The organism is Halomonas sp. AOP5-B2-8, from assembly GCF_052376475.1.
Classification (GTDB): domain Bacteria; phylum Pseudomonadota; class Gammaproteobacteria; order Pseudomonadales; family Halomonadaceae; genus Vreelandella; species Vreelandella casei.
The window spans coordinates 595,867-615,604 of sequence record NZ_JBQSVS010000002.1 but is presented as its reverse complement, the minus strand read 5'-3'; the positions used below and the strand labels follow the sequence as shown (position 1 = coordinate 615,604).

At 53.6% G+C, this 19,738-nt stretch carries 21 protein-coding genes and 4 tRNA genes; 11 read left to right on the top strand and 14 right to left on the bottom strand.

Annotation, left to right across the window (positions count from 1 at the left end; genetic code table 11):
• Positions 1 to 28: 28 nt before the first annotated feature.
• From ACT3RP_RS07490 to ACT3RP_RS07480, 3 genes are all read right to left on the bottom strand, one after another.
• Positions 29 to 1,699, bottom strand: a complete 1,671-nt coding sequence (locus ACT3RP_RS07490) for an AMP-binding protein (protein ID WP_483393549.1) — start codon at positions 1,697 to 1,699, stop codon at positions 29 to 31.
• Positions 1,700 to 1,891: 192 nt separating this feature from the next.
• Positions 1,892 to 2,671 carry a class II glutamine amidotransferase gene (locus ACT3RP_RS07485; protein WP_096279191.1) on the bottom strand — a complete coding sequence of 260 codons (780 nt, stop codon included), beginning with the start codon at positions 2,669 to 2,671 and terminating at the stop codon, positions 1,892 to 1,894.
• Positions 2,672 to 2,752: 81 nt separating this feature from the next.
• The gene (locus ACT3RP_RS07480; protein ID WP_096279189.1) at positions 2,753 to 3,178 is read right to left on the bottom strand and encodes a hypothetical protein; all 426 of its coding nucleotides are present in this window, start codon (positions 3,176 to 3,178) and stop codon (positions 2,753 to 2,755) included.
• A 62-nt stretch (positions 3,179 to 3,240) separates the two neighbouring features.
• Here ACT3RP_RS07480 and ACT3RP_RS07475 point away from each other — a divergent pair, with 62 nt between their 5' ends.
• Entirely contained in the window at positions 3,241 to 5,337 is a 2,097-nt protein-coding gene (locus tag ACT3RP_RS07475) for a S9 family peptidase (RefSeq protein WP_483393548.1), read from the top strand.
• A gap of 224 nt (positions 5,338 to 5,561) precedes the next feature.
• Positions 5,562 to 5,720 carry a hypothetical protein gene (locus tag ACT3RP_RS07470; RefSeq protein WP_176483382.1) on the top strand — a complete coding sequence of 53 codons (159 nt, stop codon included), beginning with the start codon at positions 5,562 to 5,564 and terminating at the stop codon, positions 5,718 to 5,720.
• Between the two features lie 11 nt (positions 5,721 to 5,731).
• Here the strand turns inward: ACT3RP_RS07470 and ACT3RP_RS07465 are convergent, their stop codons facing one another.
• The 8 genes from ACT3RP_RS07465 to grxD form a co-directional block, all read right to left on the bottom strand.
• Positions 5,732 to 6,187, bottom strand: a complete 456-nt coding sequence (locus ACT3RP_RS07465; protein WP_096282329.1) for a YcgN family cysteine cluster protein — start codon at positions 6,185 to 6,187, stop codon at positions 5,732 to 5,734.
• Positions 6,188 to 6,272: 85 nt separating this feature from the next.
• Positions 6,273 to 6,839 carry an acyl carrier protein phosphodiesterase gene (locus ACT3RP_RS07460; protein ID WP_483393547.1) on the bottom strand — a complete coding sequence of 189 codons (567 nt, stop codon included), beginning with the start codon at positions 6,837 to 6,839 and terminating at the stop codon, positions 6,273 to 6,275.
• A gap of 8 nt (positions 6,840 to 6,847) precedes the next feature.
• Positions 6,848 to 7,150 carry a YcgL domain-containing protein gene (locus ACT3RP_RS07455; protein WP_096279185.1) on the bottom strand — a complete coding sequence of 101 codons (303 nt, stop codon included), beginning with the start codon at positions 7,148 to 7,150 and terminating at the stop codon, positions 6,848 to 6,850.
• Positions 7,147 to 8,283 carry a ribonuclease D gene (gene rnd, locus ACT3RP_RS07450; protein WP_096279183.1) on the bottom strand — a complete coding sequence of 379 codons (1,137 nt, stop codon included), beginning with the start codon at positions 8,281 to 8,283 and terminating at the stop codon, positions 7,147 to 7,149. Before rnd ends, ACT3RP_RS07455 begins: the two co-directional genes overlap by 4 nt.
• A gap of 63 nt (positions 8,284 to 8,346) precedes the next feature.
• Entirely contained in the window at positions 8,347 to 8,952 is a 606-nt protein-coding gene (gene recR / locus ACT3RP_RS07445) for a recombination mediator RecR (RefSeq protein ID WP_096279181.1), read from the bottom strand.
• A 3-nt stretch (positions 8,953 to 8,955) separates the two neighbouring features.
• Positions 8,956 to 9,282, bottom strand: coding sequence for a YbaB/EbfC family nucleoid-associated protein (locus tag ACT3RP_RS07440; protein ID WP_096279178.1), 327 nt, complete (start codon positions 9,280 to 9,282; stop codon positions 8,956 to 8,958).
• Between the two features lie 59 nt (positions 9,283 to 9,341).
• Positions 9,342 to 11,300, bottom strand: coding sequence for a DNA polymerase III subunit gamma/tau (gene dnaX, locus ACT3RP_RS07435; RefSeq protein WP_483393546.1), 1,959 nt, complete (start codon positions 11,298 to 11,300; stop codon positions 9,342 to 9,344).
• A 30-nt stretch (positions 11,301 to 11,330) separates the two neighbouring features.
• Complete coding sequence (gene grxD / locus ACT3RP_RS07430) at positions 11,331 to 11,681, bottom strand: Grx4 family monothiol glutaredoxin (protein WP_096279174.1); 351 nt, start codon at positions 11,679 to 11,681, stop codon at positions 11,331 to 11,333.
• Between the two features lie 156 nt (positions 11,682 to 11,837).
• Between grxD and argF the strand changes: the two genes are divergently transcribed.
• Positions 11,838 to 12,758 carry an ornithine carbamoyltransferase gene (gene argF / locus ACT3RP_RS07425; protein WP_096279172.1) on the top strand — a complete coding sequence of 307 codons (921 nt, stop codon included), beginning with the start codon at positions 11,838 to 11,840 and terminating at the stop codon, positions 12,756 to 12,758.
• 77 nt (positions 12,759 to 12,835) lie between these two features.
• Here argF and ACT3RP_RS07420 read toward each other — a convergent pair.
• A tRNA-Ala gene (locus ACT3RP_RS07420) sits at positions 12,836 to 12,911 on the bottom strand.
• A 191-nt stretch (positions 12,912 to 13,102) separates the two neighbouring features.
• On the opposite strand from ACT3RP_RS07420, the gene uvrY reads away from it, so the two are divergent.
• From uvrY to nadB, 7 genes are all read left to right on the top strand, one after another.
• Positions 13,103 to 13,753 carry a UvrY/SirA/GacA family response regulator transcription factor gene (gene uvrY, locus ACT3RP_RS07415; protein ID WP_096279170.1) on the top strand — a complete coding sequence of 217 codons (651 nt, stop codon included), beginning with the start codon at positions 13,103 to 13,105 and terminating at the stop codon, positions 13,751 to 13,753.
• A gap of 38 nt (positions 13,754 to 13,791) precedes the next feature.
• The gene (gene uvrC / locus ACT3RP_RS07410; RefSeq protein WP_096279168.1) at positions 13,792 to 15,606 is read left to right on the top strand and encodes an excinuclease ABC subunit UvrC; all 1,815 of its coding nucleotides are present in this window, start codon (positions 13,792 to 13,794) and stop codon (positions 15,604 to 15,606) included.
• A gap of 94 nt (positions 15,607 to 15,700) precedes the next feature.
• Positions 15,701 to 16,249, top strand: a complete 549-nt coding sequence (gene pgsA, locus ACT3RP_RS07405; RefSeq protein ID WP_096279166.1) for a CDP-diacylglycerol--glycerol-3-phosphate 3-phosphatidyltransferase — start codon at positions 15,701 to 15,703, stop codon at positions 16,247 to 16,249.
• 101 nt (positions 16,250 to 16,350) lie between these two features.
• A tRNA-Gly gene (locus tag ACT3RP_RS07400) sits at positions 16,351 to 16,425 on the top strand.
• An 11-nt stretch (positions 16,426 to 16,436) separates the two neighbouring features.
• Positions 16,437 to 16,510 (top strand) — tRNA-Cys (locus ACT3RP_RS07395).
• Positions 16,511 to 16,594: 84 nt separating this feature from the next.
• Positions 16,595 to 16,681: transfer RNA gene (locus ACT3RP_RS07390), tRNA-Leu, on the top strand.
• A 227-nt stretch (positions 16,682 to 16,908) separates the two neighbouring features.
• Positions 16,909 to 18,510, top strand: coding sequence for an L-aspartate oxidase (nadB, locus tag ACT3RP_RS07385; RefSeq protein ID WP_096279164.1), 1,602 nt, complete (start codon positions 16,909 to 16,911; stop codon positions 18,508 to 18,510).
• Here nadB and ACT3RP_RS07380 read toward each other — a convergent pair.
• Both ACT3RP_RS07380 and ACT3RP_RS07375 read right to left on the bottom strand, forming a co-directional pair.
• On the bottom strand, positions 18,487 to 18,912 hold the full coding sequence (locus tag ACT3RP_RS07380) for a hypothetical protein (protein ID WP_444625378.1): 426 nt from the start codon (positions 18,910 to 18,912) through the stop codon (positions 18,487 to 18,489). The two genes, nadB and ACT3RP_RS07380, sit on opposite strands and share 24 nt — an antisense overlap.
• A complete protein-coding gene (locus ACT3RP_RS07375; RefSeq protein WP_096282327.1) occupies positions 18,872 to 19,165 on the bottom strand; it encodes an FAD assembly factor SdhE in 294 nt (97 codons plus the stop codon). Before ACT3RP_RS07375 ends, ACT3RP_RS07380 begins: the two co-directional genes overlap by 41 nt.
• Positions 19,166 to 19,372: 207 nt before the next feature.
• Between ACT3RP_RS07375 and ACT3RP_RS07370 the strand changes: the two genes are divergently transcribed.
• On the top strand, positions 19,373 to 19,669 hold the full coding sequence (locus tag ACT3RP_RS07370) for an integration host factor subunit beta (RefSeq protein WP_096279162.1): 297 nt from the start codon (positions 19,373 to 19,375) through the stop codon (positions 19,667 to 19,669).
• The last annotated feature ends 69 nt before the right edge of the window (positions 19,670 to 19,738 follow it).

Genomic DNA, 19,738 nt, shown 5'->3' with positions numbered 1-19,738 from the left:
AGCACGGCGCTGGGTACGCGTTAAACGGTTACCCTTTAGGCGCTTCTTCGTCACGCAGCTGGCGGCGCAGAACTTTGCCCACGTTCGTTTTAGGCAGTTCATCACGAAATTCGATAACTTTAGGCACCTTATAGCCGGTGAGCTCTTTTTTACACCAATCACGGAGTGTTTTTTCATCAAGCTGGCTATTTTTGCTTACGACAAATAGCTTGATCGCCTCACCGGAGTTTTCATCCGGAATACCTACCGCAGCCGACTCAAGCACATCGGGATGAGAAGCCACTACATCCTCAATTTCATTGGGATAGACATTAAAACCAGAGACCAGAATCATGTCTTTTTTCCGATCAACAATGCGGATGTAACCATCATCTTGAAGTATGGCGATATCGCCGGAGTGAAACCACCCACCCTCATCAATGGCCGCGCGGGTGTCATCCTCGCGCTGCCAGTAGCCTTTCATCACTTGTGGCCCTTGTACGCACAGCTCACCTGGCTCGCCCATGGCGACGTCGTTGCCGTCGGCATCAACAACTTTGACCGCAGTACCCGCCACGGGCTTACCAATCGAGCCCAGTTGAATGGCATCAGCAGGATTAAAGCTGACGATAGGCGATGTTTCAGTCAGCCCGTAGCCCTCAGCAACCGGGCAGCCGGTCGTTTGTTCCCAGCGCTGCGCTGCGGCTTTGGTCAAAGCCATACCGCCAGAAATCGTCAGCTTTAAGTTAGAAAAATCTAGCTGTTTGAAATCGTCACGGTTACAGAGGGCATTAAACAGCGTATTCAGGCCAATGAAGGCGGTAAAAGGCAGCCCTTTGAGCTCTTTAATAAAACCATCCAGGTCACGAGGATTGGTAATCAACAAAGAGTGGTTGCCGGTCTCCATCAAAAATAGGCAGTTAACGGTAAACGTATAAATGTGGTAAACCGGCAGCGGCGCAATAACGAGTTCTTCGCCATTACGCAAGCGGGCGCCAATCGCTTCACGTGCTTGCAGCATGTTGGCGATCAGGTTGCGGTGCGTCAGCATGGACCCTTTGGGCGTCCCGGTCGTGCCGCCGGTATACTGAAGGGCCGCCAAGTCATCGTGCGTCTGCTTGACCTCGGTATGGCTTAACGAAGCGCCTTTTTTCAAAGCATCTCGAAAGTCAGTCGCGCTGGGTAGCGAATAGGCGGGCACCAGCTTTTTGACGTGTTTAACCACTGCGTTGATTAACCAGCGCTTGGGTATATCGTGTAAATCCCCGAGCTGAGTTACCACAACGTGCTTGATATCCGTTTTATCGAGCACTTTCTCAAGCTTGTCCGCCATATTGGCCAGAATAACAATCGCTTTCGCGCCAGAATCTTTGAACTGATTCGCCATTTCCCGTTCGGTATAGAGCGGGTTGGTATTGACCAACACGAGGCCTGCACGCAGCGCGCCAAAGACTGCCACGGGGAATTGCAATACGTTGGGCAGCTGAATGGCTATTCGGTCACCGGGCACCAGGTCAGTTTCGTGCTGTAGCCAGGCGGCGAAGCCCCCCGATAAGCGGTCAAGGTCGGCAAAGGTCAGCGTTTTCCCCATACAGGAAAAGGCAGGCTTTTCTTTAAAACGCTCTACTGCGGAATGAAAAACATCTGTGACTGAATCATATTGATCCAACCCTTCAAGCGCTGGGCCACTTAAAACGGCGGCGTTGGCGTGTTCGCTCATGGGCAATCTCCGCTATCCGTGTCGGCGAGATCACCGACCTTGTTATTGTCGCGAGGTTGAGAGCACCAACGATATACGACGCGTAAAGGGCTGTAAAACGATCGATTAAAACCTACGTTTCAACCTTAGCCTAGCGCCAAATACGTCTTATTCATTGCTCACTCTCACCTGCTACTTTAGCAACTCATTCATTTATGGACAGTATCGCGCCTGAATTTCTCCATCGCGCCAGACTAATAGCTCACCAGGCACCATTTTCTCCCAGGCTTCATTATGGGTAAGTGGCTCAGTGGCAATAACCGAAACAATATCATCGGGGGTGGTATGCTCAGCGAAGTTGACCGTCATTTCAGCATCAGATAGTTCAGCATCGCCAAACGGCGCGCAGCGCGTTATGTGCGCAAGCTTAGTAGCGCAAAAGGTATATAAATAATGGCCGTCGGAGAGCAGCATATTGAATACGCCTAGCGCTCTTAACTGCTCACACAGTTGGTGTAAACGCTCCCACAGGCTTTCAAGTGTATCGGGCGGTGTCGGAAAGGCTCGTCGTAGCTCGCCTAGCAGCCAACAGTAGGCATGCTCACTATCCGTACTGCCCACCGGGGTATAACTGCCTAACGGTAGATTTTCCCAGCTGCTTAACTGACCGTTGTGCGCATAGCACCAAGGGCGCCCCCACATTTCGCGCATAAACGGATGCGTATTGGACAACCGCACTCCGCCCACATTGGCTTGCCGGATATGGCTAATCACCACATTGGACTTAATGGGATAGTCGCAAATCAATCGAGCAATAGGCGAATTGACCGAAGGATACGGATCTCGAAAATCGCGATAGCCGCCTTCCTCATAGAAAGCGATACCCCAGCCATCACGGTGAGGGCCCGTCCCGCCCCCACGGTGTAAAAAGCCCGAGAAGCTAAAACAAATATCAGTGGGTACATTAGCGCTCATGCCCAATAACTCACACATGCCTAGCCACCCGTAAAGATCTCAACATAATCTGGCACGCAGGACCTCTCACAAGGGCAATCACCCATGCGCATAAAATCATTAGCCAATCACCGGTTCACGACGGCGTGAAGGCTGCGCAACACCGTCGCGCTCTTCGTCCTGCTCGACATAGTCGTATTCATCAGGGCGACGCCACCACCACAGAGCGACACCAATAAGCGCACCCACGGCGACGCCAAATATCAGCCACATCAGGCCTCCACGCAGCGCTGCACCGTTATGTTCTAAAAAACCCACCGCTGACACCATCGCCGACGGTGCCCAACCGGTATAGAATTCACCCTCCTCTATCAACGGCAGCCGAAAACTAGCGGGCATCAGCACGGCGCCAGCGACACACCATGTCAGCACCAGCCGTGGCAAACGGGGCAGCAGAGATAGCGCAAAGTAAACAGCGACAATCACTAACAGCGCTACGCCGTAGTAACTTAACCACAACATTGACGTTGAATTTGCAATTAACATAATACCCCTCATGTGGGTGAACTCACCCGACGTTGATTTCTCGTTATGGTACCTATGAATTTATGAAAGCACAGCCAAGCATCCACTCAAACTTACCCGCTGCGCGCTATTATCGCGCTAATGACCCTCAATGGCACTGGTTAGAAAAGCGCGATGATTCAGAGGTTACTGCCTTTTTAGAGGCTGCCAATGAGCAGCAGGCTGCTTGGTTCACCCCGCTAGCACCGCTAGAAGAAGCATTATATCAAAGCCATTTGGCACGCCGCGAGCTTGCAGTGACTAGCCTTAAGACAGCGCTTGACCACTTCACGTTCTGGAGCGAAACCGGCGCTAAAGATGATTACCCCTGCTGGTGGCGTCATCCTAACGCTAGACACGAACAGCAGGAGTGTTTTTTTGATGTCGGTGCCCGCGCCGCAGAATATGACTTTTATGACATGGGCGATATGGCACTCTCCCCGGACGAGCAGTGGCTAGCCTGGACGGAAGACACTCAGGGCGACGAGCGCTTTACGCTGTGGCTAAAAGCACTGCCTAACGGCCAGCCCCTGCAATTATTAAGCGATATTGGCGCAGGCCTTTGCTGGGCAGAAGATCAAACAGCAAAGACGGCAACGCTGCTGTTCACGCGCTTTGACGACACCCAACGCCCAGATAGCGTATGGCGTCTACCGCTGGCGCTGACAGAGCCACATGCCGCAACGGCCCCCATCCTTGTGTTACGCGAAGATGATCCTGAATTTTGGCTCGGTATCGGCAAAACCCGGTCGAAAGCGTGGCTACAGCTTGAAAGCGGCTCAAAAGATACTAGCGAAATTCATCTGGTACCGGCGCACTCTCCTGCCACTACGCCGATATGTATTCAAACACGCCAAGCAGGCGTTGAGTACAGCATCGACCACCGTCCTGGGTCGTTTTACCGCTTACACAATCAATCCGGCGCTCACTTTCAACTTGATCACCTGCCGGAAAGCCAGCTTGGTCAGCCCCAGCCTATGTGGCAGACACTCATCGGCCACCGCGAAGATGCAACGCTTGAAGGCATTGATGCATTTTCTTGGGGACTAATGCTCGCTGAGCGTGACCATGCCCAGGCACAGGTGCGCCTACGGCGGCTTGTCTTAGATGACCAGCATAGCTGCACCTTGGATGAGTATCTGGCACTACCCGAGCAGCCCTGCTCACAGCTATTAGAAGATGCACCTCATTTCGATAGCCAGGTGCTTCAACTGCGCGAAGAGTCCTTTATCCAGCCGCCCAGCTGGTTCGCGCTCGATCTTACGAACGGCCAGCGCACGCTGCTAAAACGCGTGCCGGTTTACGGCAATCTTTTGCCCGAACAACTGGTCAGCCGCCGCCTATGGGCGACAAGCCAGGATGGCGAGCAGGTGCCTGTCTCAATCGTCATGCGTGCAGACCTGGCAGACCAACCTCTGCCCACACTGCTGTACGGCTATGGCGCCTACGGCGAAGCGCTTGATCCATGGTTCTCTATCGCACGTTTAGAGCTACTTGAACGCGGTGCAGCCTTTGCCGTTGCACACGTGCGAGGAGGCGGCGAACGCGGCGAACCCTGGTACTTAAACGGCAAGATGGCCCACAAAGAAAACAGCTTTAATGACTTTCTGGCCGCGCGTGAGGCGCTTGTTGAACAAGCTGTCAGTGACCCTCAGCGCATAGTGGCCTGTGGCGCGAGTGCGGGCGGATTATTGGTCGGCACCTGCATCAACCGAGCACCCGAGGCGTTTTGCGCAGCACTGCTAGACGTGCCCTTCCTTGACGTATTACGCACCATGCAGAATCCTGAGCTTCCCCTGACCACCGCGGAGTATAGTGAATGGGGCAATCCCGAAGAAGTCGAAGTGGCCGAGCGAATTAGCGGCTATTCGCCGATCGATAACATCAAATCTCAGGCATATCCTGCACTCTGGATTGAAGGCAGCTGGTTCGACACGCGTGTGAGTTACTGGGAGCCTGCCAAATTCTATGCCCAGGTATCTCAACAGCAGCAAGGCTCAGCGCCTATTCTAATGCGCACTGATATGAGTAGCGGCCACGGCGGCGCGTCAGGGCGTTTTAAAGCGTGGCAGGACACCGCAAGGCAAGATGCCTTTATTCTGTGGGCGATGGGGCTCGCGGAACAGCCAACGCCCAGCTAACCCCAACATTACTAGCCTACGCAAGAGTCACTTTAAAGCAGCGCTTCAAGCGCTGCTTTTTTAATGGCTGTCAATAAACACCACTGCTGAGTAACCCTCGTCAACAGCGCGCATCAACCTTTATGAAAATACTTTCCATAAAATATTCACAGACCAATAAAAATACGCCATACTAGACATTAGTCGCATGCACTAACGTCTAATCAAGGCTATCTGGAGATATTATGAAATACCAAGACCATTTTCCCACTATTTGGGATGCGCCACGCCAGAAAAAAGCTGCAAGCAAAAAGCCAGCAAACGCAGCGCCTGCTAAACAAGAGCGTTCAGCATTTAAGGACGTGTTTCTGTCTATTTGGGATTCGCCTAAATCCAACGCTTAAATAAGCGAAGGTTACATCGGCAGAATCGCGATGATGTGGGATTCTAGCTGTTTTTCTGGCACATCATCTTGCGATACAGCAAAACTGCGCACACTGATCCCCTTGCGATGAACCCGCTCTGCATCGTTACTCAATAGCGGATGCCAGCCGGCCAACTTGCGCCCTTCCGAGACTCGCCGATAGCCGCAGCTTTGTGGCAACCAGGTGAACTCTTTGACCAGTGCAGGCGTGAGCTGGGTACAGTCAGGTACGCTGTCAAAACGATTCGGGTAGTCACTGCATTGGCACGACTGAATATCCAGCAAACGGCAGGCAACGTTAAGCACCGCTAGCTCTTGGGTTTCTTCATCGTGCAACTTTAGCAAGCAACACTGCCCGCACCCATCGCACAGTGCCTCCCATTCTGGCGGCGTGAGTTCTTCAAGCGTAAAGCGCTCCCAGAAACGTTCGCGCATGGTGGCTTTCATCGCCTCCTCCTTCATTGTCACGCGGCAACACACGCTATAAAGCTGTGTTTTGGCGACTGAGTGTTTCAAACTTAATGCTTCAAACTTAATGCTTCAAACTTAGCGCTTCAAATAAAACCGGCCATAACGACTGAAAATCTTGCTCTAGCCTTGGATAATCGTCATGCAGCCACGGCACAAGCGCCGCAAGCTGATTCGGGCCGGATAAGCGGCGCCCAATGCCAGCAACGGCACGGCAAGTGAATTCAAAGTCAGCGTAGCCTCTTAGCCAGTCATGCTTGACCAGCAGCGGCATCATGCCAGCCAAGCGATTGGGGGCTGGGCGCGTCGAAAGCAGCTGATAGCAGCGCTCAATCAACTGCTCGTGATCTTGTCGGCCGGCCATATCCCTGGCTAGAAAATGATCCCAGACCATATCTAACGCGATTCCTGCATAGCGGCGCTGAGCGGTTGGAGCGCGGCACCTTGCCCCCGCAACACAGGGGTGGCTATCAACCCATGCATCCACGCGGCGGTGATGCCGAATACCCAGGGCAGTCGCATCCGACCAGCCGCTTAAATCGCGACCTTTAACGCCGTCAGCAATTAGATTGCCGTATAGAAAATCATCGCTACCGGCACGCGCCAGCCACGCATGGGCTAGAAAATTCATTATGCCGGCTATTCAGCGTCTGAGCGTGATGCAACATGGGCACGGTGCACATCAAGCAAATAGGCTTCTTTAGGAGGAGGCATCTGCAAATAATAACCTTTGTCCTTAATCCCTTCGACCACATCAGCCGCACTGACGCGTGAAAGCTTTTTGTCAGCCGTCAGCAGCATGGTAAACACAGGCAGCGGTTTGCCAAACGTCTCCATGAGTAATTCTGGCACCTGTGTCATCCCCTGACGCTTATCAACGTATAGATACATCTCGTCTTTACGCGAGCTTTTGAAGACATCACAAATTAACTTATCGCTCATGAAGGCAGCTCCTCAAGGGCTTGAACTAGCGCAGTATTCAAACACTCGCCACGCCAACCGCTGGGTAATGAATGCGGCTCACTGGCCAAATCCTGCATCACGAGCGTTTCAATATCTCGACGACGCATCAGCATTTCAGGCGCCATGCCTAAGTCATCGGCTTTGGCAGTGGTCACTTTTTTAAGCGCTTTAAAGCGCGTTTTAAAAGTAGGATGCATGGGGTCAGGCCAGCGCACTGGCAGGGCCGACTCGTCGCAGTGCTGTGCCTGCTTTACCATTGCTAACAGCGTGTCACCCTCTTTTTTAATCAGCACTGGCTTAACGCCTTCCACCTCGGCTAGCTCAAAGCGATTGCCAGGCATTTTTTCTGCGATCGCAAACAGTAACTTATCACTAATTAGCCAATTACGAGGTAAATCACGCCGGCGTGTCTCACCCTCGCGCCACGTGGTCATTAGACGATACGCCTCCATTTGGCGAGGCGCTAAGCGCCAAAGCTGGCGTTGCCGGGTATACCACTGCTGATCGTTTTCAACACTGCGACCCGCCTGCTCAATTAAAATGGCGCACTCAGCATCCACCCATTCACGGCGACCCAACACAGCGAGCTTCTCAGCCTGGAGGCCCCATACTTTCAATAAATAAATAACGTCTAGCGCAGCGTAATGGCATTGCGCTGGCGTTAATGGGCGCACTAACCAGTTTGAGCGTGTTTCCTCTTTAGGAAGCGTTTCATCGAACCAAAATTCGACCAGCTTTTGATACCCCATGCTGGGATTTTCGCCTAAAAAACCCTGCGCTACCTGCGTGTCCACTAACGGCGTAGGCAAAACGCCTGCCCAGCATTGAAATACTTCCAAATCCTCGCTGCAGGCATGCAGCAGCTTAATCGCGCTATTTTGCAGCAAAGCGCGGAATTTTTCGGTACATGGCACCGCCACTGGATCGATTAAATAAGCCTCCTCTCCCGCTGTAAATTGCAATAGCGCAGGAACAGGGAAAAACGTGTTCTCTCGGAAAAATTCGGTATCCAGTGCAATCACTGAGGCATCGGCTACTTGCTCACACGCTGCATCGAGCGCATCGGGGGTATCAAGCCATTGAAAAGCGGGAGTAAGAGAGGACAAAAGCATTCTTCCAAGTTGACACACAATCGCCAGAGCGTTTGCGGTTAGAGAACTACTGAGTAAGTAGGCTTATTCACTGGTAAAAGGCAGGCGCCCATTAAACGCGCGACTCAATGTGCCACCATCGACGTATTCCAGCTCACCCCCCATTGGCACTCCGTAGGCTAGCCGAGAGAGCTTGACGCCATATTCAGAAAGCTGCGAGGCAATATAATGAGCCGTCGCCTCACCTTCGATGGTTGGGTTAGTGGCCAGCACCACTTCTTCGACCAGCCCTTCTGCAACGCGCGCTTCAAGCAAATCTAAACCAATCGACTCGGGGCCAATGCCGTCCAGTGGCGAAAGGTGCCCATGCAAGACAAAGTAGCGCCCCTTAAACCCACCGGCTTCTTCAATGGCCAACTGATCAGCAGGCGACTCTACGACACATAGCAATGCATCGTTACGTCGCGCACTCTCACACAGAGCACAAATTTCAGCCTCTGTAAGGGTACGGCAACGCTGGCAGTAACCCACTTCCTCAATCGCTTGCTGAATCACCGCGGCAAGACGTTGCCCGCCTGGGCGCTCGCGCTCGAGGAGGTGCATAGCCATGCGTTGGGCCGTTTTAGGTCCAACGCCGGGCAGAACGCGAAAAGCCTCCATCAACTGCTCAACGAGGGGAGAAAAGCGCATTGCTTAGAACGGCATCTTAAAGCCGGGAGGAAGACTCAGCCCGGACGTCGCTTCTTCCATTTTCGCCTTAGAGCTAACTTCTACTTTGCGTACCGCATCATTAACCGCCGCCGCCAGCAAATCTTCCAGCAGCTCCTTATCTTCTTCCATAACGCTAGGATCGATGGTCACATTGGAAACGTCATGGCGACCGTTCATTGTAACTTTCACCATACCAGCGCCCGCTTCGCCCTGAACCTCAACCTTGGCGACTTCTTCCTGGGCGTGCTGCATCTTTTCCTGCATTTCTTGGGCCTGCTTCATCAAGTTGCCCATTCCACCTTTAAGCATGATCCGATCTCCAATATGGCTGAAAAAAAGTCTAAGGACGTGACTCACAGGATGCGCTGTTAGCGCAATTGCTCGGCAGGCTTCACGCTGGATTCTATCAGCTTTGCGCCAAACGCCTGCTGTAACTTTTGTACATGGGGGTCATGGTTGAGCAGATCAACCGCCTGAGCGTGCCGCTCTTTATTAAGGCGCTCCTCACGTTTACGGGGAGTTTCAACATTGCTAGGCAGCTCTGCGACGTAAAATGCCACTCGGCGCGGCTTTCCCTGCTCGCCAAGCGCACGCTCGATACGCGTCTGATGAACTTCCGCCTGCATAGCCGCTTGGCTTGGGTCTAAGCGCAGCGTTAACAGCTTGCCATCATCGCTTTCTACTAAACAGTTGCCAGCAAGGTTGCGCGTCAAACCACCCAGACCGAGAGAATCAAAAGACTGCAGCCAGAGCGCGTTATCCAAAGTATCTGAGCCATTTTCTGCCATAGCATTCGATGGCATCACGATGTCTGGCTCTGGCTCTGGCTCTGGCTCTGGCTCTGGCTCTGGAAAAGATGCTGGTTCTGGTTCCAGCTCAGCAACAGGTTCGGGGGCAGAAACAGGCGCAGGCTCGGGCTCGGGGGCCGTCACTTCGGTGTCAACTGACCAAGGTGGTGGCTCTTGAAGTGGCGGCTCCTCTTGAATCACAGGCCCTTCAGACTCCGCCTGAGAAGGCTGGGCTGAAAAGGCCGTTTGAGGAGCTACTTCGCCGCGCTGATCACTCTCTCGGTGACTCTCACTGGGCGAGGGCTCAACAGGCGGCGAAGGTGCGGGCAAGGCAGCGGATGTGCTCGCAACCTGGGCGGCAGCATTGATATCACCGGCGGTTATTCCGGAAGGCTCACTTCTCAGCGGTAGCGGCGTACGCGGCGGCTTCGGCACACCTTGGGGTCTAAAGGCCAGCATTCGCAGCAGGGTCATCTCTAATGCACTGCGTAAATCCGGCGCGTGCACCATGTCGCCACGGCCTTGAATACCGATTTGATAATAAAGCTGTATATCTTCAGCGGTAAAACGACTCGCCAACTGTAAGATCACGTCACGATCGCCGTGGCTATTATCAACGGCGTCCGGCACCATCTGCGCAACCGCTAAGCGGTGCAACATACTTGCAAGCTCGTCCAATACAGCGGCAAAATCAGGGCCCTGCTCTGCAAGCTGGGACACTTCTGCCAGCAACCGCTGCACGTCGACATCGGCTAGCGCTTCTGCCAGCCCCAGAATATGGCGATGATCTAGCGTGCCCAGCATTGAGGCTACATCGGCATGCCGCACCGAGCCTTGACCAAATGCGATGGCCTGATCCGTTAAGCTCATGGCATCACGCATTGAGCCTTCGGCGGCCTTACCCAGCAGCCACAGTGCGCTTTCATCGAACGCAACACCTTCTTCACCCAACACATATGTCAGGTGCTCAACCACTCGCTCAGGCGGCATGTGCTTGAGCGTAAACTGTAGACAGCGTGAGAGCACGGTCGGCGGCAGTTTTTGCGGGTCGGTGGTCGCCAGCAAGAACTTAACGTGCGGGGGTGGCTCTTCTAATGTTTTCAGCAGCGCATTAAAGCTGCTAGTGGAAAGCATGTGTACCTCATCAATCAGGTACACCTTATAGCGCCCTTGGGTGGGCGCATACTGCACGTTATCTAGCAGCTCGCGGGTATCCTCCACCTTCGTGCGTGAGGCTGCATCAACCTCGATCAAGTCAACAAAGCGGCCTTCATCGATAGCCTGGCAGCTCGCACACTGACCGCAGGGAGTAGAGGTAACGCCCTCCTCTCCACGCCCGTTGGCGGTGCAGTTCAAACATTTGGCAAGAATGCGTGCCAGCGTGGTTTTACCCACGCCACGGGTGCCGGTAAACAGATAAGCATGATGCAGGCGGCCCTGATCAAGAGCATTGACCAAGGCGCGCTGAACATGGGCCTGGCCCACGAGTTCGTGGAATGTGCGGGGTCGCCACTTGCGGGCCAGAACCTGATAGCTCATGAAGCTGTTTTTCCTTCGAGAGGGTAATGCTTAAGCGTTGTCGCCGCCTTCTACCGCACCAGCGCGCTGAGCAGCGGCTTTTACTAGCTTTTCCAATTCGCCGCTTTGATGCATTTCTACCACGATGTCACAGCCGCCTACGAGCTCACCTTCAACCCACAGCTGGGGGAACGTCGGCCAGTTAGCAATTTTCGGCAGCTCGGCGCGAATATCCGGATTATCGAGGATATTAACGAACGCAAAACGCTCGCCACAGCTCATCAGCGCTTGAATTGTCTGGGCAGAAAAACCGCACTGTGGCAGTTGCGGAGACCCTTTCATGTAGATGAGGATTGGGTTTTCGCTAATTTGGCGCTGAATGTTTTCGGCAGTCGTGCTCATACAATTTTCCTCGCATAAAAATAGCCGGAGCCCACTCACTAATGCTCGAGTGGAACGCTAGGCTTAACGTGTAGGCATCATTCTACGCATGCCGTACGCGTTGCGCATCCCCTGCCGCATCGCTAGGATAGTGTTTTTGCGCGGAGAGAAGCCCCTATGGCGACACGCCATTTCCTGACCTTGCTAGATTTGTCCCCGGATGAGCTGGACTATTTAATCCAACGCGCCATTACGATTAAGACCAATCTTAAGGCCCAAGGCCCTGTTTATACACCATTATCCAACCGCACTCTGGCGATGATCTTTGAAAAATCATCAACGCGCACGCGGGTGTCGTTTGAAACAGGAATGGCGCAGTTTGGTGGCCACGCACTATTTCTCTCTCCCCGCGATACGCAGCTAGGCCGCGGCGAACCGATTGAAGACACTGCTCGCGTACTGTCTGAGATGGTCGATGCGGTGATGATCCGCACGTTTTCACATGCAGGGCTGGAAACCTATGCCAGCGCTAGCAGTGTGCCGGTCATTAACGCGTTAAGTGATGACTATCACCCTTGCCAGCTACTGGCTGACGTAATGACCTGGACCGAGCTACGCGGCAGCGTTAAGGGCCGTACTGCAGTATGGATTGGCGATGGCAATAACATGTGCCATTCATGGATCAATGCTGCCCGCCAGTTCGGCTTTCATCTGCGCGTATGCTGCCCAAAAGGCTACGAGCCGCGCGCTGACATAATGGCGGCCGCCGGCGATCACGTTAGCATGCTGCATGACCCTCAGGCAGCGGTCAAAGACGCTGACTTAATCACCACCGATGTTTGGGCTTCAATGGGACAGGAAGAAGAACAGGCTAAACGCGAAGCAGACTTCGCAGGCTTCCAAGTCACCGAAGTGATGCTTGATGGCGCCCGCCAGGACGCGCTGTTCTTGCACTGCCTGCCGGCTCATCGCGGCGAAGAGATTAGCCTCACCCTGCTCGACGACCCTCGTGCGGTCGTTTGGCAAGAAGCCGGCAACCGTTTACACGCACAAAAAGCGCTTATCGAATTTTTGCTACTAGGCAAAATTGCAGCGTAGCCGCTGACATTAAGACAAAAAAAGCCTCGCTTAAACCGCGAGGCTTTTTTATCGATGATCGATAACAGTGAATATAATGGTGGAGCCTAGCGGGATCGAACCGCTGACCTCAACACTGCCAGTGTTGCGCTCTCCCAGCTGAGCTAAGGCCCCACTTACTGCTCGTACCTGCAGCGAGGCGGATACTACGATGAACATTTATCTCAGTCAAGTTTTTGAATCACCTGCTTTTATCTAATTCTCCTTTGTTGTTAGCTGTGGCACCCTATATGCAGTTAATGTAATAGATTAGCGTACAAGGCCAACGCCTGAGCCCAAGAAGTTTCCATGCAGGAGCCTGTCCATTGATCAGTGTCCTTATCGCCGATGACCACCATCTCGTTAGAACGAGTATCGCCCACCTACTAAACGAAGAGTCCGACATTAAAATTGTAGGCGAGGTCGACGACGGTGAAAGCGCGGTAACTCAGTGCCGTCAATTGAAGCCCGATATCGTGCTGATGGATATTCGTATGCCGGGGATTGGCGGGCTGGAAGCAACGCGACGCATTCGCCGCACGATGGAAGACATTAAGGTCCTCATCTTGACCGCACACATGGAGGACAGCGTACTGAGACGTATGCTCGAAGCCGGTGCTTCAGGTTTTTTAAGCAAAGGCGCCGGTGCGCTAGAAATGACCGAGGCCATACGACAAGTGTTTCATGGCGGCCGTTACGTCAGCCAGGAAATTGCTCAGCGCTTAGCACTTTCTCATTTCACCAATGAAGACAATCCTTTTAGCCACCTCTCCCACCGTGAGCTACAAATCGCGCTCATGATTGTTAATTGCCAGCGGGTGCAAGATATTTCTGACCGTCTACATTTAAGTCCTAAAACAGTAAACACCTATCGCTATCGACTCTTTGATAAACTACAGGTTGCCACTGACGTTGAGCTAACGCATTTAGCGCTTCGGCATGGGCTGGTCGAGGGGTTTGACACGACCCAAATATAACCCCACCTTCCGCTGTAATCGGGTACCGACACGCTGATATGACCTTTGATTCAAAACAGTTCTTGAGCTCCGTGAGCACCTCCCCCGGGGTTTATCGCATGCTCGATGAACAAAGCAATACGCTTTATGTCGGTAAGGCCAAGCGCCTTAAAGCACGCCTATCCAGTTATTTCCGCGGCCAGTTGAACACCAAAACCCAGGCGATGGTTGGCCGCATTGCCGACGTGCAAGTCACTGTTACACGCACGGAAACAGAAGCGCTGCTACTCGAGCAGACGCTAATCAAACAGCTGCGCCCGCCGTACAATATTTTGTTGCGTGACGACAAATCGTATCCCTTCGTGTTTGTCACCGACCGCCATGCTTACCCAGCATTAGAGTATAAGCGCGCACGTCAACGGCGCGACGATGGCCGCTATTTAGGCCCCTACCCTAGCAGCGGAGCCGTGCGCGAAAGCCTATCGTTGATGCAAAAAATATTTCATATCCGCAACTGCGAAGACAGCGTATTCGCGCATCGCTCGCGGCCATGCTTGCAGTATCAAATCCAGCGCTGCAGCGCGCCTTGCGTTGACTATATTTCGGCAGAGGATTACCGCCGTGACCTTGAACATGCGGTGATGTGCTTAGAAGGTAAAAGTGAAAATGTGACCCAAGAGCTGGTGGCCGCGATGGAGGCAGCCAGCAAAGCGCTAAACTTTGAGGAAGCCGCACGCCTTCGGGATCAAGTACAGCAGTTGCGCCAGCTTCAACAGCGCCAGTTTGTCGACACCGGCGGCGGCGATGCGGATATTTTCGCGCTTGCCACGCGCCCCGGTGCGCTGGGCGTTTCTGTTCTAAGCGTTCGCGATGGCCGACTACTGGGCGCGCGCCATCACACGCCGAAAAACGATCTAGACCTGCCGATTGAGATACTGCTGACGGAAGTCGTCAGCCAATATTATTTTGGTCAACCGCATAACGTGCCCAGCGAAGTCATCACCAGCCATCCGTTAGAGGACAGCGATCTGATTGCCGAAGCGCTGACCCAGCAGGCGGGCAAACGAATCCGGGTGACTAGCCAGGTGCGCGGTCACCGTGCCCAGTGGCAGCAACTCGCTATTACTAACGCAGAACAGCAGTTGGCGTCACATCTCGCCAACCAAACGCAGCTGACCCAACGTTTTAGCGCCTTACAGAAAGCACTGGAGCTAGACGAAATACCCCAGCGCCTTGAGTGCTTTGATATTAGCCACAGCCATGGCGAAGCCACCGTTGCCTCCTGCGTTGTCTTTGATCACCAGGGGCCGCGTAAAAGTGACTATCGGCATTTTCGCATTGAAGGAGTAGCCGCAGGCGATGATTACGCAGCCATGCAGCAAGCGTTGACACGCCGCCTAAAACGGGTAAAAAGTGGCGAAGCGGTGGCGCCCGACATTTTGATTGTCGATGGCGGTAAAGGTCAGCTCAACATGGCTCGCGGCGTGTTTAAAGCATTAGATATTACCAATATCATTCTACTCGGGGTTGCCAAGGGCACAACGCGTAAGGCGGGGCTTGAAAGCCTATTCTTAGAAACAGCGGACAACCCCCTCAACCTAGACCCCTCCTCGCCGGCGCTGCACCTGATACAGCACATTCGGGATGAGTCACACCGCTTTGCGATTGCCGGACATCGCGCCCAGCGCGACAAAGCAAGACGCACGTCTACCCTACAAGACATTCCTGGCGTTGGCCCTAAACGTAGACGAGAGTTATTACGCTTTTTTGGCGGCCTACAAGGCGTACAAAAAGCCAGCCGCGATGAACTTATACGCGTACCGGGTATCAATGCGGCACTCGCCGAAAGTATTTACCGGGCGTTAAACGGATAAACATCCTGTTAGCATGGATGCTATCGGCTAAGGGGGATAGAATGACTCCAAACATTTCGAATCCTATGATTTCCAGCAAGGATCGCTTCCTGCGATGAATATACCCAACATACTGACCCTGGCGAGAATCGCCTTCATCCCGCTACTCGTGGTGCTGTTTTATCTCCCGTTCAACTGGAGCATGCCCGTGGCAGCGGGGCTATTTGGCCTAGCCTCGATTACTGACTGGCTGGACGGCTATTTAGCACGCCGCTGGAATCAGTCAACGCCGTTTGGCGCTTTTTTAGATCCTGTGGCCGACAAGCTCATGGTCGTGGTGGCCCTGGCACTATTAATTGAACGCTACGACACGTTAGTGCTAACGCTTCCCGCCCTCGTCATTATCGGCCGGGAAATTGTTATTTCAGCTCTGCGAGAATGGATGGCGGAAATGGGCAAGCGTGGCATGGTGGCTGTATCATGGGTTGGCAAGCTCAAAACAACGCTACAAATGGTCTCCTTACTCATTCTACTGGCTTTCCCGCCAGCGCACCCGCTTGCGCTGGTAGGCGTTGTCGTAGTGTATGTCGCCGCTGCTCTAACGCTCTGGTCAATGATTCAGTATCTAAAAGCCGCCTGGCCGCATCTCAGCCGTTCGATGTAACTAGTCGCTCCGTGTAAGCTGCTGATAAATAAATAAGTAACAATCTAAGATTGATTGATTGACAACTCGGTGGTGATCCGTATAATTCGCCATCGAGTCGAGCGGGAATAGCTCAGTGGTAGAGCATCGCCTTGCCAAGGCGAGGGTCGGGAGTTCGAATCTCCTTTCCCGCTCCAATGACTCTTGAGGCTGGATGGCAGAGTGGTTATGCAGCGGACTGCAACTCCGTGTACGCCGGTTCGATTCCGACTCCAGCCTCCACATTTCTCGTGTAGCAATGGCTTTTCAAAGCACCATTTTTCAAAGTTTTTTTGAAAAAAATTTGAAACAACATTGCAATGATTTGCCCGGATGGCGAAATCGGTAGACGCAAGAGACTTAAAATCTCTCGGGGGAAACCCCGTGCCGGTTCAAGTCCGGCTCCGGGCACCATTTCTTTTGTTTGACTCTTCATTTCTCTTCAGCTTTTGGCTGCCCTCCTTTCTATTGAGTTAGCTATTCTTATTGCCCCAGGCGAACGCTTGCAGGGCCTATTTTGCGTTCAGCAATATCGTCATTTAGTCATTGTCACGCTATGATGCTCGGCTTTCGTTCGCCTAGACACTGACCGTGAACTGACATCCGGCAAGCACGCGAACCAACAATAAGGAGCGGGCATCATGAGCACGCCAACACCCGACGTACTGATCATTGGCGGCGGCGTTGCCGGGTTAACGCTTGCTCTGGACATTGCTGACCACCTGTCAGTAATGCTCGTGCGCCCTGCTCAAGACGACCAAGGGGCCAGCCGCTGGGCACAGGGCGGTATTGCCGCGGTTCTTTCACCTGACGACAACCTCGAAGCACATATTAACGATACGCTGGTTGCGGGGGATGGCCTGTGCGATACAGAGGCCGTTCGGTTTACCGTCGCCAACGGCCCCTCCGCCATTCAGTGGCTGATCGATAAAGGCGTTCCTTTTACGCCTGAGACCGACCCTGACGCACGCTACCCGTATCATCTGACTCGTGAGGGTGGCCACAATGCCCGACGCATCATCCACGCAGATGACGCCACGGGGCGCGCCGTGGTAGAGACGCTATTAGATAAGGTCGCACAGCATCCACGGATTATGCAGCGCAACGACCTAACAATCGTTAGCTTATCACAAGATGATAGCGGTAGGTGTCGAGGCGCCTATGGCAGTGATCTTAACCAACAGTGGCACTCGATTACGGCACGCCATACCGTTATCGCCACCGGCGGTGCCAGCGGGCTTTATCAACACACCACAACGCCAACCCCAAGCAGCGGCGAAGGCATGATGATGGCCGCCGAGCTGGGCGCCCAGCTAATGAATTTGGAGTTTCAGCAGTTTCATCCGACCTGCTTATTTGACCCTGAAGGCCCCGCCTTTTTGATCAGCGAGGCAGTGCGGGGCGAAGGTGGACACCTGCTAAATGAAACCGGGCAGCGCTTTATGCTGGCGCTGGATCAACGCGCCGAGCTGGCGCCTCGCGATATCGTCGCCCGCGCTATTGATACTGAGATACAGCGCGGCACGCTCGGCCACGTGTGGCTGGATATTCGTCATCTAGGCACCGAGGCCATTCGCCACCACTTCCCTACCATTCAAGCTCATTGCATCACTCGGGGCATTGATATTACCCAGCAAGCTATCCCTGTGGTGCCTGCCGCCCACTATAGCTGCGGCGGCATCGCCACCAACCTGCAAGGCGCTACCAGCGTTATTAACCTTTATGCCATTGGTGAAACGGCATGCACAGGCCTGCATGGAGCTAACCGAATGGCAAGCAACTCGCTGCTTGAGTGTTTGGTGTTTGCTAGGAGCTGCGCACAAGCACTATTAGCCTGCGCGCAAAAACAAGACAAAGGCTTACACCGCGATGAATATCGTCCTCCCGCCCAACCTGCGGCGTCCGCTATTTCTCAATCGGCACTGAAGGACATTCGCCAGCGCATGCGTCAAGTGATGAGCCAGCATGTGTGCATTGTGCGCAGCAATGCGGGATTAAAAACGGCCATGGAGCAGCTAAAGGCGCTGTTAAACAGCGCGGAAGGACTTGAAGGCATCCAAGCAGCCCCAGAAGGCCGTCGCCTAATTCAGGCACTGCAGCTGGCCATATTGACAGTACTGGCTGCCCAGCAGCGACGTGAGTCACGCGGCCTGCATTTCACGACCGATTGGCCTCATCAGCAGCCTAAACCCACCGCTTCAATGCTCTCAAGCATGCATCTAGCGCCCGGGACGATGAAATAGCCGCCTTACTTCACGCAAGCGCTCTGGCGGCGCACTGTCCGGCCAAAGCCAAATCCTCTGCTTTCCCACGTAAAGACCGATCAACCAAGGCCCCAAGTAGTCGCAGCGCACTTGATATTCATCGCCAAGTGATGGGCGGCTACCCGCCGACTGCTCTGGATCAAACGGTAGCAGCCAGCGGCCATAGCATGACGATGCCGTTGAACTAAGGCTAAGCACGCCTTTAGGTGCTTGAGTGTAAGCACGCCAGAGGCCGATAGCCCCTAGCGTACTCACCAGCATCAGCGCTAACGCACCGCCGACCCAATAGCCCAGCGCCGCCAATCCAGTAAAAAGGCAGCATTGTGCTGACAGCCAATAGTTAGAGGGTGCGATAGGCAGAATTATCGGTGGTTTCAGCATGTTCAACAATCATTTGTACAATGCGACGCTGGCTGGCTTCTTCAGGCCACTCCCGATGCATGAGCCAGACAAAAAGATCCTGGTCCTCACCTTCAATTAATTGCTCATAGGCCAGCTTATCCGCATCACTAAGCTGATCAAAGCGTTGCTCAAGAAACGGAATTAGCAGCAAATCAAGCTCCCACATACCTCGGCGGGAGTGCCAATAAAGCCGCTTGCGCCGTACAGCTGCAGGGGATGTGTCGTCGCTCAACGTCAGCCTCTCAAGATCACAAAAATGAAAAGCCAGTATACCTAAGCTACAGGGTCGCGCCAGCGCCACACTTCGCCTATGCTGCTAATGGGTCTAGAACCTTGTTTTATCTGAATTGTTTTATATTCAATAGCGCAGTATGCTGAATTTGATGTTAGTGAGGTCGGGAGCGCGTCACGGCCTTCAATGTTCGCAGGGAGCTAACCGATGACTAAATCTGAATTAATCGAACAAATCGCGATGCGTCAACCGGAGTTATCCGCCAAAGATGTTGAAACGGCGGTGCGCATTATCCTAGACGATATGACCGACGCACTATCGAGTGGCGGTCGCGTTGAGATCCGCGGCTTCGGCAGCTTTTCGCTGCACTACCGAGAGCCGCGGGTTGGGCGCAACCCCAAAACGGGCGATGCCGTTGATTTAGAAGGCAAGTATGTGCCGCACTTTAAGCCGGGAAAAGAGCTGCGTGAGCAGGTCGACGCTAGCCGCGCTCTTGGCTACTAGCGATCAGTTATTACACTGCCCGACCGAATCTGGGATGACGTCGGGCCTTGAGTCGTACACAATAGAGCT

Coding starts and splice junctions, on each gene's coding strand:
- ACT3RP_RS07490 (WP_483393549.1), bottom strand. CDS start 1,699: ATGAGCGAACACGCCAACGCCGCCGTTTTAAGTGGCCCAGCGCTTGAA.
- ACT3RP_RS07485 (WP_096279191.1), bottom strand. CDS start 2,671: ATGTGTGAGTTATTGGGCATGAGCGCTAATGTACCCACTGATATTTGT.
- ACT3RP_RS07480 (WP_096279189.1), bottom strand. CDS start 3,178: ATGTTAATTGCAAATTCAACGTCAATGTTGTGGTTAAGTTACTACGGC.
- ACT3RP_RS07475 (WP_483393548.1), top strand. CDS start 3,241: ATGAAAGCACAGCCAAGCATCCACTCAAACTTACCCGCTGCGCGCTAT.
- ACT3RP_RS07470 (WP_176483382.1), top strand. CDS start 5,562: ATGAAATACCAAGACCATTTTCCCACTATTTGGGATGCGCCACGCCAG.
- ACT3RP_RS07465 (WP_096282329.1), bottom strand. CDS start 6,187: ATGAAAGCCACCATGCGCGAACGTTTCTGGGAGCGCTTTACGCTTGAA.
- ACT3RP_RS07460 (WP_483393547.1), bottom strand. CDS start 6,839: ATGAATTTTCTAGCCCATGCGTGGCTGGCGCGTGCCGGTAGCGATGAT.
- ACT3RP_RS07455 (WP_096279185.1), bottom strand. CDS start 7,150: ATGAGCGATAAGTTAATTTGTGATGTCTTCAAAAGCTCGCGTAAAGAC.
- rnd (WP_096279183.1), bottom strand. CDS start 8,283: ATGCTTTTGTCCTCTCTTACTCCCGCTTTTCAATGGCTTGATACCCCC.
- recR (WP_096279181.1), bottom strand. CDS start 8,952: ATGCGCTTTTCTCCCCTCGTTGAGCAGTTGATGGAGGCTTTTCGCGTT.
- ACT3RP_RS07440 (WP_096279178.1), bottom strand. CDS start 9,282: ATGCTTAAAGGTGGAATGGGCAACTTGATGAAGCAGGCCCAAGAAATG.
- dnaX (WP_483393546.1), bottom strand. CDS start 11,300: ATGAGCTATCAGGTTCTGGCCCGCAAGTGGCGACCCCGCACATTCCAC.
- grxD (WP_096279174.1), bottom strand. CDS start 11,681: ATGAGCACGACTGCCGAAAACATTCAGCGCCAAATTAGCGAAAACCCA.
- argF (WP_096279172.1), top strand. CDS start 11,838: ATGGCGACACGCCATTTCCTGACCTTGCTAGATTTGTCCCCGGATGAG.
- uvrC (WP_096279168.1), top strand. CDS start 13,792: ATGACCTTTGATTCAAAACAGTTCTTGAGCTCCGTGAGCACCTCCCCC.
- pgsA (WP_096279166.1), top strand. CDS start 15,701: ATGAATATACCCAACATACTGACCCTGGCGAGAATCGCCTTCATCCCG.
- nadB (WP_096279164.1), top strand. CDS start 16,909: ATGAGCACGCCAACACCCGACGTACTGATCATTGGCGGCGGCGTTGCC.
- ACT3RP_RS07380 (WP_444625378.1), bottom strand. CDS start 18,912: ATGCTGAAACCACCGATAATTCTGCCTATCGCACCCTCTAACTATTGG.
- ACT3RP_RS07370 (WP_096279162.1), top strand. CDS start 19,373: ATGACTAAATCTGAATTAATCGAACAAATCGCGATGCGTCAACCGGAG.